The 13,735-nt window shown below is 35.2% G+C and carries 9 protein-coding genes; 7 read left to right on the plus strand and 2 right to left on the minus strand.

Annotated features, from left to right (window positions below):
• Positions 1-3 precede the first annotated feature (3 nt).
• Positions 4-4,857, minus strand: coding sequence for a translocation/assembly module TamB (locus tag JM83_RS16910; protein ID WP_144963841.1), 4,854 nt, complete (start codon positions 4,855-4,857; stop codon positions 4-6).
• Positions 4,858-5,440: 583 nt separating this feature from the next.
• Here JM83_RS16910 and JM83_RS16915 point away from each other — a divergent pair.
• Entirely contained in the window at positions 5,441-6,268 is an 828-nt protein-coding gene (locus JM83_RS16915; protein ID WP_144963275.1) for an OmpA family protein, read from the plus strand.
• A gap of 177 nt (positions 6,269-6,445) precedes the next feature.
• Here the strand turns inward: JM83_RS16915 and JM83_RS16920 are convergent, their stop codons facing one another.
• Complete coding sequence (locus JM83_RS16920; protein ID WP_144963276.1) at positions 6,446-6,859, minus strand: DoxX family protein; 414 nt, start codon at positions 6,857-6,859, stop codon at positions 6,446-6,448.
• Positions 6,860-7,207: 348 nt separating this feature from the next.
• Between JM83_RS16920 and JM83_RS16925 the strand changes: the two genes are divergently transcribed.
• The 6 genes from JM83_RS16925 to JM83_RS16950 all read left to right on the plus strand — a co-directional run bounded on the left by JM83_RS16925 (position 7,208) and on the right by JM83_RS16950 (position 13,718).
• Positions 7,208-7,705 carry a DUF4402 domain-containing protein gene (locus tag JM83_RS16925; protein ID WP_144963277.1) on the plus strand — a complete coding sequence of 166 codons (498 nt, stop codon included), beginning with the start codon at positions 7,208-7,210 and terminating at the stop codon, positions 7,703-7,705.
• 1,095 nt (positions 7,706-8,800) lie between these two features.
• On the plus strand, positions 8,801-9,286 hold the full coding sequence (locus tag JM83_RS16930; protein WP_144963278.1) for a DUF4402 domain-containing protein: 486 nt from the start codon (positions 8,801-8,803) through the stop codon (positions 9,284-9,286).
• 89 nt (positions 9,287-9,375) lie between these two features.
• Positions 9,376-9,879 (plus strand): DUF4402 domain-containing protein, encoded by a 504-nt coding sequence (locus tag JM83_RS16935; protein WP_144963279.1) that lies wholly within the window; start codon positions 9,376-9,378, stop codon positions 9,877-9,879.
• 89 nt (positions 9,880-9,968) lie between these two features.
• Positions 9,969-10,799, plus strand: a complete 831-nt coding sequence (locus tag JM83_RS16940) for a molecular chaperone (RefSeq protein ID WP_144963280.1) — start codon at positions 9,969-9,971, stop codon at positions 10,797-10,799.
• Positions 10,800-10,875: 76 nt separating this feature from the next.
• The gene (locus tag JM83_RS16945; RefSeq protein WP_186435032.1) at positions 10,876-13,185 is read left to right on the plus strand and encodes a T9SS type A sorting domain-containing protein; all 2,310 of its coding nucleotides are present in this window, start codon (positions 10,876-10,878) and stop codon (positions 13,183-13,185) included.
• Positions 13,182-13,718 (plus strand): DUF4402 domain-containing protein, encoded by a 537-nt coding sequence (locus tag JM83_RS16950; RefSeq protein ID WP_144963282.1) that lies wholly within the window; start codon positions 13,182-13,184, stop codon positions 13,716-13,718. Before JM83_RS16945 ends, JM83_RS16950 begins: the two co-directional genes overlap by 4 nt.
• Positions 13,719-13,735 lie beyond the last annotated feature (17 nt).

Here is a 13,735-nt window from a genome sequence, read left to right on the forward strand (position 1 = left end):
GGTTTATTTTTTATCTTCATTTTTATCAACTTGTTCCTTTACTGCCTTTTCAAACAACTCCTTGAATTTATTGAATTCCTGAGTAAAGATCAGCGCTATTCCACTAACTATCAATTGTCCGTCTATAACATTGTCGAATGTATTGTTGCGGAATCCCTTAAGCCTGAACTTACCATCTTCGGTTAATAGGTATTCCATACTCACATTTCCTATAATAGCATTGCTTGCTTCCGGGGACTGGTCGCTCCCTTGAATATCCAAGTTACTTCCAACCCTAACTATAAGCCTGTCATCCAATAATTTCTTTTGTGCCGCTACATTTAATTGTGTACGATCCTGGGGGTTCTCTCCTTGATAATCTGTAAAGCTATTAAGACCAAAATCCAGCTCTACACCGGAATCTCCCATGATCTTTCCAGATAACATATTTAATTGATCTGAAAGTGCTTGGTTTAAGTTGTCCCTTGCAATTGCTGCAGTTCCTCCCCCACTTCCATCACTCCCAGTTTCAGGGAAAAATTTATTTAAAACCAATAATGAAAATACTTGTTTATTTAACTCATCTTCCTGCTGATTCAATTGTTGGACCCTTCCATAAACTTGTCCCCCAATTGCCCCTTGTTCGTCTTCTGGCATATCCAGGTTAAAGGTTAATACAGGCTGCATCAATTCGCCATCCACATTTAAATAGACCAAGAAATCCAATTCTTGTCTAAATTTACTTGACACAGATTGATCTGCCCCACCTAACTGTGGAGCCATTAAAGCTGAAGCCGATGTTTCCACCCTATAAATTGCGCTGGCATCCAACGTGGCATCGAAAGGATCACCAGACCAAGTGATACTACTACCATCCACAATTTCAAATCGTCTTTTTACCAAATTATAAAGGCTCATCTCGTAATGCCCTTTACTCACTTCTATTCGGCCAGACAAAGTGGTTCTTCCATTGGGCAAAATGCTGAAGAAAAGATCTCCTTCCCCAGATCCCTGAATATTATCCCCAGTTTCCTGATCTATTACCATATTAAAGACGGAAGCGTCATCTATCGAAATAGTTGCATTTACCTCATAACCCGAGATCACTACCGATTCTTCCTTTGTTTTTGTTAAAATGTCATCTGGGTTTTCACGGTTAACAAAAATCACAATTCCATCCCGCTCCACGATATTTAATTCAGCTTCTGGAACGATATACGTTATATTGGTGTCCGGCCCGACCTTAAGATCAAGGTTTAATTTTGGTAAAAGAAGATCGCCAGTGAGCTTTGCAGTGGCATCAAAACTAGCTGTTCCATAAAACAAATCGTTATCTTCTTTGGTAGAATTTAAAACCGTAAAATTATCGGCTTCAAAACTTAAATCGAACCTGGGATTTAAATAGGTTTCAGTAAAAATAGTTCCATCCATTACAAAGGAGTTATTATTTTCATCCTGAATTTTAAAATTATCGAAATACAAGCCTTTATTATCCACTACCAAGGTTTCATCTTTAAACTGAAACCCGGCATTTAACATAGCTACCTTAAAGCCTGCATTTTTAAATTTAAACTCTCCATTATAGACGGGTTCTAAAGTGGTTCCGCTTAGCTTCATATTACCAGATAGAACACCTTTCCCATCTGTAATTTCCCCTCCTGAAAAACCTTCCAAAGCTTTTAATTCAAATTTTTTCAAATCCAGATCAAGGTTTAATTTTGCTGCAACATCATCAGCTATGTAATCTCCCGTAAGGTCTAAATCTACATTTCCATCTTTTACAGCTAAATTGAAGTCGTAACTCTTATTCCCTTTGGATTTTGCATTTAAAACAAGCCTACCTAAAGGCGCATCCAACACTTCCAAGTTTAAAATTTCAAGATTCGCCAGAATTCCTGTTTCAGAAAATGGGTCTTCCACTACCAGTTCTCCATTTAAAACCCCTTTTGCAAGATATTCTTCGGGATTTAAATAGCTTAAAAAGCTCTGAAGTGTGAAATTTGTAAAGTCAACTCCTATATGCTCTTTAGTTACTCCGGGTTTATCAGAATAAAAATCCACCATCTGATTGTCATGGGTGAATTTAAAATCTTTAAAATCTATACGTGTATCCAAGAATGAAATTTCATTGGAGGCAGGAATATTCCATGGAAGACTGTTTAGTATTATTTTTTCTGGATCTACATGAAGATAAAGAATATCATTCGCTTCGGTAATTTGGGTTTTAACATGTACAATTTCCTCGTCTTTATAAAAGGAACTGAAATCCATAAACAGCTTCCTATCTGTAATCCTTCCGTCCAGCAAGGTTTTTTTGATAGCTAATGGTCCGGCGTTTAAAGCATTCAGTCCAAAATCGAAATTAAGATCATTTGCATCTGAATTTATATTGAAAGCCAAACTGTCTATTTGCATTCCGTAGAAATCTATGAAAGGAACATTTACGGAAGCGGTCAAATTTCTATTTTTCTCATTGAAATCCATTTTAATATTTATAGTATCCAGTTCTTCCAAACTAGTTACAAACACATCGCTCAAAATTGGGGTATCTATAAATTTACCTCTTAAAACAATAGATACAGGAGTGGAAAGTGTATCCCTAATCTTATCTGGGACTAAATAACTTTTAAAATGATTGGTCAAGGCATTCGAAAGAGCTGCTGGATTGGCATTGGATCGTAGGCTGAGGTCCAACATCTTGTTACTAATATCCAAAGAAGTGGAATCCGGCAGAACATAGGCTGTGATACCAACATTCCCTAATAGATAGGCATCATTATCGTAGATAGCAATACCATCTTTTACGCTTGCATTTACACTATAACTTTCTAGATCTCCTTTAAAGGACATATTCAATTTGAGCGCACTCGTTATATTTCTTGAAGTAACACCAAGCGCATTAAGATTGGCTCCTTTGACATCTAAATTTAGATCTACTTGAGAGGCGATGGTATCGAAATTAACATATCCATCCAATGCGATGTCTAGGTTCTCATCTTTATAATTGGCGGTAATTGGTCCTTCCCCATCCAAAAACTCTCCATTTATTTTAAGAGCTTTTATACTATAATTATTAAGGGAAAGGCTTGTGATGGTAGCTTCTAGATTCGCATTTAGATGATTTAGGTCTTTTCCATTTCCGCTTGCATTCACTTTTAAATTAAGGGTGCCAACATTATCCATCTTTAGAAACTTGCCTAGCTGTAGCTCCATGGTTTCAAATTGCGCATCGAAAGCTATTGCATCATCAAAGTTAAAATCCCCGATCATTTTCATGTCCCCATTGGAAGTAGTTAAATAGGAATTCGTCTTTAAAGAAGCTAGGCCTCCGGTAAAACTACCTTTTAAGTTTACCAAAGTAGGAATCTCGATTCCTAGATCTTCTTCTTTTACAAATCTCTTTAAATCGCCTCTAGTGGATTTGAAATTTACATTTTGAAAATTGTAGCTCAAATTATCCACATCCATGGGGTTGGTAATTCTTCCGTTCGCGTTTAAAAAAGTAGTACTACCCCAGTTGATGGAAGCATTGGAAATCGCTAATGAACTCCCAGAACCTGCTAGCTTGAAATTCCCAGATAAATTCTTGGCGCCTAATGCCCTTATATATTCATTCTTTTTTAATTCGGGCATATATACAAACAGATCCTTCATATTTGCAGTAAAGTTTGCAATATCTGCTGTTAAATCTATTTCTTCGGGATTGTTGATAAGTTGCGCGAGACTATTATACTTTATAGCTGCATTGGCATTTATCACATTATCATTCAATTTTAGCTGAAGTCCATCAATATTTAAGTCAGTGTTTGAAACTTTAAGGTCTCCGGCCAGTTTCTCAAGATTTAATCCAGAGCTCTCCTTGAAGGTGAAAGTTTTTATAGTAGCTCCCGCTGTTTCATTTTTTAAATAAATATTGGAAGCTTCAAAATTAAAATCCTTAATAGCAAGCGCATTAGGATCATAAATGTCAGATTTAATGATTGCTCCGTCTACTAAATAGGTAAATCGATCTTCACTAAAAGAAACCTTGTTTACTTGAACAGTCCAGTTAGGCCAAACAAAATCTTCTAAAGATTGTTCTATATCCTTGGGCACATTCTCTACTTTTTGATCTAGAAGTGCAGTAGTTTCCAGTACAATATCTGATTCTGTAAGTAAAATTTGATCAATAATCACAGTGTTATTAACAAGATCCATTTTTGGAATAGAAGTCTTCAACATGCCAATATCCAGTTTAGTGGCCAAGCCATCTGGAGTCGCATTATAATAAGCAGTAACGTTTTCTATTTCCAAATTCTCTAGGCTGATAAATGGCAAAGGAGAAGAAGTATTTTCTTCAGACTCTGGAAAAGGTTTGGTTTGAATATAAACTATAGAAGAATTCGATAATCGGGCATTGGAAATTTGGAATTTCATATTCTCCAAGTCGGTCTCTTTCATTGCCAACTGAAAGTCCCCCAATTGTACCTCGGCTTCAATTCCGCCAACTTTATCTATGAATGAAATTTTAAAATCTTTAAAATTAAAATCCCCCAACTTTAAATTCAAAGGGGCCGAAGCAGTTGAAGTATCTACAACTGTACTGTCTGTAGAAACAAACGCATCTACCAAAAATTGATAATTGAAACCTTCAAGAGAATCTTTCCTGGATATATTTGCTTTTAATCCTTCCCAATCCAAAGAGTTAATAACTACACCACTACCTTTAATTAACGGCATTAGTGGAATATCGGCATCCAAAGTTTTAGAGTATATCAAGGTGTCCCCATTCTTGTCTTCGAAATAAAGACCTTCTATTTGGATGTCTCCAGTAAAAGTGATAAAAACCTTTTCTAAACTAACCGGAGTATTGGTTTTCTCTGAAATGTAAGAGATCACTTTATTAACTAGAATCCCTTGCCCCCACGGACTTCGAACAAATAGTAAAAGTAGAAATATAAATATTAAGAGACCAAGGGCTATTTTTCCTAATATCTTGAAGAATCGTTTGGTCCTTGTGGTTTCTGTTTTCAAATTTTCGTGGGAACTAGTTTACAAACATATTGTAAAGTATTCTTATAAAGAAGCGTATATATCACTAATTGAACCAGTAATTAATAAATTTCTGTTAAAGAAAAAAAGCTTTAAAATTATATAATAGAGAATATCCAACGTACTTCATCGATGAAATTGTCCCCCTCTATCCTTAAACATTTTTTATTTTTCAGCAACAATGTGCTTCAATGATTTGATATGCTTTAGTACCTAATGTGTATTTGATTCCTTGGAGCCTGGATTTAAAAAAAATGCGAAGGCTAGAACGAAAAAAAAATGAACAAAAATCGAAAAAGAGCAGCCTAAAAATATGTTAAAGTCATATTTAAAATACGATAATAAAAATACACTCGTTTTCCTAGTTGCCCATAACAACCAAAAAGCTAAGATAACTAACCCGTGGGCATATTAATTAAAAATTATTACAATGAAAAAAATCCTATTAGTAACAGTATTATCTGCGGCCACCTTGACGTCTTGCGTTTCCAAGAAAAAGTATGTTGCATTAGAAAGTGAATTGTCCAATACTCAAAGCAATTTACAACGTACTACCATGGAAAAAGAAGAGGCACAGGCAAAATTAGATGCTATTGAAGCGCGTGTGGCAGATTACAACGCGAAAATCAATTCTTTAAAAGAATCCAATGATGAAAAAATGGAGATGAACGACCTTACCGTAATGTCCAATAAAACAAAAAAACAAATGAGAGCTACTTTAGCGAAAGTAGATCAAAATGAGCTAAGTAAGGCAAAAACGCTTGAAGATTCCATCAACCTTGCAGTCTCTTACAACTTAAAGCAATCCATCACTGAAGATTCAGAAAGTGATGATGTACAGATCACGGTAGATAAGACTGTTGTGATGATCAATGTTTCAGATAAATTACTTTTTAAAAGTGGGAGCTATAGATTGAGCAACAAAGCGGATGGGTTGATGAAAAAATTAGCTGAAGTTATTAATTCTGAGCCTAGCATGGAAGTAATGGTAGAAGGTCATACCGATTCTCAAACCATGGTTCCTGGATCTCATATTCAAGACAATTGGGATTTAAGCGTTAGAAGATCCACTTCTATAGTAAGGGCGTTACAAGACAAGTACAATGTGGACCCTTCAAAATTAATTGCGGCAGGAAGAAGCAGTTATGCGCCTTTGGTAGAGAACTCCAATAAAGAAAACATGGCGAAAAACAGAAGAACTAGAATAGTAATTATTCCAAATCTCGATAAATTCTTTGCAATGATGGATTCTGAATAGCCTGGCATTTATTAAGCATGAAAATGGGATAAAGCTAAATTAGCTTTATCCCATTTTTTATTAACCATATTTACGGCCTCTTTAATAAAGTTAGAACTTCTATATTTTTCTTTCCGTGGTCTTTCCTCCTCCCAGTAGCTCTAATATTTTCATTTTTACTTAGTGGGGTTTTAAAACTTATTTTTTAAGAAAGTAGTGATCCAAAGCATATTTTCCACTTCCAACAATACTTATAAAAGCATAAACCACCAAATATACCAGGGCCAATTCTTTAATTTGAAAGGGATCACTAGCGTGCACTACAAAAAAAGCTATAGCCATAGTAAATAACAAAACCAATGCTGCCACTCTCGTGGCTAATCCGACCGCTATTAATATTGAACAGATTACTTCAGCAAAAACCGCAATTGTAAGAGTGGCGGTTTCCCCAATTCCAATTGGATCTGCAAAAGAAATTTCTTGAGACCCAAAAAGCATGAGTAGCTTCGGGATGCCATGACCAAGCATTAACGCCGCAATCGCAACTCTAAGAAATAGCAATCCATAATCTGTGACCTGAAGGTTTAAATTTGTAATGTAGGTGTTTTTCATAATTTTTATTAGAATTAAGTAGAGAAGTTACAAAATATTAGGTGCCCTTGCTTTAAAAAAAGGGTATTAGTCCTCTAAATAATTTAGTTTAATATCATTTGAGCAAAACAACCACATATCTAATGTGGGAATTCATCCTACAATCACTCAATGCTTTAATAATATTCTTTTCAACTCTATTTATCCTTAGTTTAAGCCAATTACAGTTAAAACCATCTTCTTTTTTGTCAGAATTTCTTAACTAAACGCTAAACTTTTGTGTATTTCATCGATTAAAATGGTATTTAGTCGATTGCAAGCAATTGTTTGTCTATATTTGAATATTGAATTATTTAAACACACTGTAACATGAAAAATATAAAAACCCTTATTGGAATTTTAACCTTATGTTTTTCTTTTACAGCCTTCCCTCAAGCAACAGCATCTTTCAATGCATCGGTTACGATTATAGAACCAATTGGAATCACCACTACCTCAGATCTTAAGTTTGCCAACGTAGACGCTAAAAACGGTGGAGAAATAACCCTTACACCTAATAGTACGAGAGCTACTTCTGGAGATGTGGAATTGACCGATGGTGGAACTGCTTCAGCTGCATCTTTCGAGATCACTGGCGAAGCCGGATATACGTATGAAGTTACTTTGCCTAGCAATAACTATGTATTATCTAATGGAAGTGAAACTATGGAGATCACTAATTTTACTTCAGACTTTAATAATGATAACGTACTAGCAGTTGGATCACAAACCATTAATGTAGGTGCAACCCTAAAAGTAAATCCTAATCAAACTCCGGGAACCTATGTTAATCAAGATGGATTTAATATAACTGTTAATTACAACTAGAATATATATCATCTACTATATCTTTAGGTATTACCCATAAACACATACTACACTTCTACCTTCAACTTTTTTCCTGCTTTCTTTTTAACCCCTCATTGAAAGTTTAATTCCCCATTTGTCCCGAATTCTTTAAAAGTATTTTCCCCTCGAATTATCTGGATATAATTCGCGAACCTGCCCCAAGCTTCTTGATTGCAATAACAAGCAATACTTTTAAAATACCTCTACTCTTTTCCTTCTTAGATCTTTGGACACGCTTAAAATTTAAAGACCGATCTAAAATATGCCAGCTAATTACTTCTATATCATAAATACCAAAAGCACCGAGGAGTGCTGCTACTTTACGACCAATACGTCAATTTTCAGATTGCCAATTAAAAACGATCACGAAAAATACAATTCTGTTTTATTCTGCATACGCACCTGTCAAAAATGGCAGAATTTTACTGCTTATTAGCAGTAATATAAAATTAAAAATTTCTTGAGACCGACTATCCCCGAGGGAGAGCCGTTGTGGAATTATTTAGATAAAAAAGTTTGGAGCTGGGATATATAGCGCAACCTCCAGTATCACTGATGGACTGTCAAAATTTTCGGGGTATCTTAAACCGATTATAGCTATTGGACTTGCTATTGGCTTTCAAAACCTTAAATTTAGTCCATCCTAAATGTAGATCTTGGTCATGCTCAAGGAAAGTATTGTATTCACTAGAATTCATGTTACAGTTAATTTCAACTAGGATTCATTCCCTTTATCCATAATAATTAAAAATCACCTACAAATAACCTCTTGATACAAATTTAATTTTTATTTCTATTCCCTTTTTATTTTAAACTTCTTTCCATATTTATATAAAATGCATGATTTTTCCGCGGCAAATGGCTAATTAATGAAGCTTTAATTGAATATATTTTAGATAAAAATTGATATATTTTAGTGTTTTAGCCTTACTTGAACAACGGAAAACATTCTTTTTTTTGCATTTTATCGAACATATATTGCTATTCATCGAGTTTTTGAAGTTTTTTGCAAGTGCTACATTTAATTTCCTCCATCTTTGTGTTGTTATTATTAACCCCCAAATTAACCTACAGATGAAAAAAATTACTTTTGTTTTGATCGCTTTAATAACTGGAACTACGTTCGCTCAGAATTCAAAAACAGCAACCGCTCCCGTAAATGCTGAAATTGTAAGTCCAATTGGAATTACACGTGATACTGATACTTCCATGGATTTTGGAAAGTTTACTACATCAACTGCTGCTGCTACTGTTGTTTTGTCTGCTAATGGTGCCACTAGGACTTTTTCGGCAACAGATATGGAAATTGCAGCTTATGGAACATTTGATGTTCCAGCATTCACCGTAACCAAAGATGCAGATGCACTTTATAAAGTTGCTATGTCTGTAACTACGCAGCCTGGTACAGAAATGACATTAACAAACCTTACACATACACTTGGTGCTGATGGTGCAAATGATGAATCAACTTTTAGTATTGGAGGAACTTTAAATGTACCTGCCGATGCAACAGCTGGTGCCCAAAGTGGTCTAGTTTCAGTAACTGTAACTTACGAATAATAAATAAGTATATTGTATATTTAAAAACGCCGCCCCTATGGTGGCGTTTTTCGCTTTCTATCATATTTTATTTAACTGTTCTATTACTTATGAAATCTATTTTACTCATACTATTTATTTTAATGTTTGCCCTAAAAGCCCGTTCCCAGAATTCTGCTACCAGCAATGTTGAAGCTCGGGTTGTTGTTGTAGAGCCCATTAAAATAACAAAGTCGGTTGATCTTAATTTTGGAAATGTAATCGCAGGATATACCCAAGGAACTATTATTTTATCACCAGATGGAACAAGAATAGCAAATGGGGTTCAGATCTCTAATGCTGTTCCAGGAGATGTATCGGCTGCAGAAGCTGTAGTGACCCATGGTGAATATAATTATTCCATAAGCCTTCCAGATGATTTTACATTGTTCAACGAAAGTAATCCCAACCAGTTTATGGTTATTAACCAGTTTCAGGTAACACCTTTACCAGAAATCACCAATCAGGGAGATGATGTTTTAAGGATTGGGGCTACTTTAAACCTTGAGGCCAATCAGTCCTCTGGGTATTATACAAATCCATCAGGATTCAATGTTACAGTTTCTTATAATTAAGAATTGGTAATACCCAATTGTTGTTTCATTACTTTAATTACCTTTGAACCTCAATTCTTTAAAGAATCTTTTTCTATTTTCAATAAATTATGAAACAAAATTCGAAATCCCCATTCCTATTTGTTCTAGTAACATGTATCATTTTCACTTCTTCTTTTACATTCGCTCAAGGAGATCTTATGGTGATCCCAAAAAGATTGGTGTTTGCAGGATCGGAAAGATCACAAGAGATCAACCTGATAAATACCGGTGCAGACACAGCAACCTATGCTATTTCCTTTATTCAGTATAAAATGAACGAGGATGGAAGTTTCGATGAGATTGAAAACCCGGAAGAGGGTCAGAATTTTGCCAATGAATTTCTTCGCTATTACCCTAGAAGGGTTAATTTAGCACCTAATGAGGCTCAAACTATCCGGGTCCAAATCACTAAAAGAAACCTGTTGAATCCTGGCGAATATCGTTCGCACATGTATTTTAGAGCTGTGGAAGAAGTAACAGCTTTAGAAGAAAGTGATATCGAGGACGAAGAGGATGCCATTTCCATTAATATCAAAACTGTTTTTGGGATTAGTATTCCCATAATAATAAGAAATGGGGCATCTACAACCAAATTGGAGTTAAAAGATTTTAATTTAATACAGGATGATAATAAAACAAAATTATCGATTGAATTTAACCGAAATGGAAATTTTTCTACCTACGGCGATCTTTCTGTCGAGTATATTCCTGAAGTGGGTGAAAGCTATAAAATTACGGCAGTAAGAGGATTAGCGGTTTATACGCCAAACAATAAAAGAAAGTTTGTTTTAAATCTTCCCGAAATGGAAGGTGTAGATTATTCCAAAGGAAAATTAAAGATCTCTTACAAAACTGCTGAAGGTAAAATTTATGATGAATATTTGTATGATTTGAATTAGTCCCAAACTAAATTCTATGGTAAAAAATTACTTTTTAACCTGTTCCCTCAATAACTTGAAGGGTACACGGCATTTCATGTGTATTCTCTTTTTCATACTTGCATTTAGTTTTTCAGGAAATGTTTATGGACAAGGCGGTAAACCTAAAAAGTCCGATCCCACTATTTTAAATGTCACAGCCACAAGCAAGTCTGTCTGTCCCACTTCAACTATAGGTATTTCTTTTACCCTTCAAAACGGGAAGGGAAGTGCTAATAGCGGGGCGTATTTTACCACATCCAGTGAATTCACAATTTCCCTAATTTATATAAATTCTTCGGGAAATTCGGTAATAGTTAATAGCGGTAATCCATTTTCGCTATCTTCTTCAGAAATTCCACTTGGTATTAATGAAGCAACTTCTTTACCTATAACCCGAACTTATACTATACCACTTAACACCATAACTAGATCTGACTATAGGATTGAATTAAGTTCTGTTAATCCTAATATCATCGGAAGTGATTTGTCCAGATCCACTCCTTTTACTATAAGTGATAATAATTATTGGTCCGGCGCGATCGACTCAGATTGGAACAAATCTGGAAACTGGGAATGTGATTTGATACCTTCTTATATAAATAATGCAGTTGTAAATAATGTTTCGACCTTTTACCCTTTATTAAATACTGGGGCAGCCGGTAAATGTAAAAATCTCATTGTTAGTTCCGGTTCGTCTTTAAGTGTCTTGGACAATACACTAAATATAAATGGAACAATTTCCAATAACGGAACATTTAACGCGCTAAATGGAACTATAGCATTACAAGGAGGTAGTGCTCAAACCATTCCCGCCGATACTTTTGTATCTAATAGGGTTAGGAATTTAACCATCAATAATACCTCTGGAGTTAGCCTTAGTGGAATTTTAGAAATAACTGGCTATTTAAATATAGCCAGCGGTAATTTAAATACAGGAGATAATTTAATCCTCATATCGAGTTTAACTCAAACCGCCCTTATAGATGGATCTGGAAATGGAACTGTTTCAGGAAGTGTTACTATGCAGCGATATTTATTTCCAGTAGTGGGATATAAGTATATTACTAGCCCCTTTCAAAACACTACTGTGGGGGATTATGCTGGGGTTGTAGATCTTACAGCAAGCTTTCCAAATTTCTATAGATATAATGAAAACCGGGAAAGCTCACAAAATGAAGATGCCACAGGTTTCGAAGATTATTCTTCACCTTCATTGCCCCTTTCTATTTTAGAAGGCTATGCACTAAATTTTGGAAGCTCAGCTGCTCCTAAAACGATTGAAATCACGGGTATTGTAACCAATGGATCCCAGCAAATAAACCTTTCCCATAACAATGGAACTTACACTAAAGGCTTTAACCTTGTTGGAAATCCCTACCCTTCTCCAATAGATTGGGCATCCCCTGGATGGACAAAGGACAATATAGACGATGCGATTTATTATTTTTCAGCAACCGATCAATATACCGGGATCTATTCCTCTTATGTAAATGGGATCCAGAGTGGTGCTGGTTCATCTTCCAACATAATCCCATCTATGCAGGGCTTTTTTGTTCATGTTACAGATTCACCCACTGGAACCTATCCTGTTTCTGCTACTTTAGGTACCACCAATGCCGTTCGGGTAACAGATTTCAGTCAGCCATTCTATAAATCTCCTATAGAGGATTCCTTTACTTTAATAAGATTAAATGCAGAATTCGATGGAACTAACCAAAAGGATGAAACCGTAGTTTATTTTAACAATTATGCTACTGAAGCTTTTGATAAAGAATTTGATGCCTTAAAATTGATGAATACCAATCCTGCTACCCCTAACCTTTATAGTATATCAAATACAAATGAAATCCTTTCTATTAATGCAGTTCCCTCTTATAATGGACTAAATGAACTAAGAATACCATTGGGGCTAAACATAGAAAATGAAGCTTGGATCACTATCTCTTTGACCAATAAAGAAGAAATCGTGTCTGGAAGCTATATATATTTAATCGATTTGGAAAAAAGAATTAGTATTAACCTAATGAACAAAAGTGAATATAGGTTCTATGCATCTTCAGGCAAAAATGAAAAACGGTTCCAATTGGTTTTTTCAGATATTCAAATCAATGATCCAGCAATCTTCTTCAACGATCTATTTAGCGTATCACAAAATGAGGGTACAGTAAAAATAAAAATGAATTTGGAGCTAGGAAAAATTGGGGATATAAAGGTTTCCACGGTAACAGGGCAACTTATAGAAACTCAATTTGTTTCAGAAAACGATATTATTGATATTAAAGGAATAAAGAGCTCTGGTTTATATCTTATCAGTTTCTATTCCAATGAAGGTGTATTCACTAAAAAGGTATTAATTAAAAAATGATGAAGGAATACCATAACACATCTCGAACTCACCTATCTAAAAGAGCTTATAAATGGGTCTTACTTTCTTTTTTGTTAGTTGGAGCACTCCCATCTTTTGCTCAAGAAAATCCTCCTGTTCCTATTGAGGTAAAAGTAAGGACAGCACGATTTTTGAATTTTGGTAAATTCACGCTGGGAACTGCCGGAGGAAATGTTATAGTTGCACCAAATAGCCTACGAACACAAATTGGGGAAATATACTTGTTGAATATTGGTCCTACTGTATCTTCGGCGATGTATGAAGTAACAGCCAACCCGGGAACTATTATTACCATTTCCCACCCCGACAGTTTTATGCTTTTAGGGAGCAGCGGAGATCAGATCCTGCTGGATAATTTAACATATAGCGTTCCAAAAACTTTTATCACAACTGCACCCTCAACCAGTATCAATGAGATTGAAATTGGAGGAACCTTGCATATAGGCAATATTTCTGGAAATGGTGCCGGCTCTTATAGTGGCACCATCGCCATAACATTCATCCAACAATAATTATATTCAAGTAAGTA

The sequence above is a fragment of the Gillisia sp. Hel_I_86 genome (assembly GCF_007827275.1).
Lineage (GTDB): Bacteria > Bacteroidota > Bacteroidia > Flavobacteriales > Flavobacteriaceae > Gillisia.

Excerpts from the sequence above, each read along its gene's own strand:
- JM83_RS16950 (WP_144963282.1), top strand. The coding sequence starts at position 13,182 with ATGATGAAGGAATACCATAACACATCTCGAACTCACCTATCTAAAAGA.
- JM83_RS16925 (WP_144963277.1), top strand. The coding sequence starts at position 7,208 with ATGAAAAATATAAAAACCCTTATTGGAATTTTAACCTTATGTTTTTCT.
- JM83_RS16935 (WP_144963279.1), top strand. The coding sequence starts at position 9,376 with ATGAAATCTATTTTACTCATACTATTTATTTTAATGTTTGCCCTAAAA.
- JM83_RS16945 (WP_186435032.1), top strand. The coding sequence starts at position 10,876 with ATGTGTATTCTCTTTTTCATACTTGCATTTAGTTTTTCAGGAAATGTT.
- JM83_RS16940 (WP_144963280.1), top strand. The coding sequence starts at position 9,969 with ATGAAACAAAATTCGAAATCCCCATTCCTATTTGTTCTAGTAACATGT.
- JM83_RS16920 (WP_144963276.1), bottom strand. The coding sequence starts at position 6,859 with ATGAAAAACACCTACATTACAAATTTAAACCTTCAGGTCACAGATTAT.
- JM83_RS16915 (WP_144963275.1), top strand. The coding sequence starts at position 5,441 with ATGAAAAAAATCCTATTAGTAACAGTATTATCTGCGGCCACCTTGACG.
- JM83_RS16930 (WP_144963278.1), top strand. The coding sequence starts at position 8,801 with ATGAAAAAAATTACTTTTGTTTTGATCGCTTTAATAACTGGAACTACG.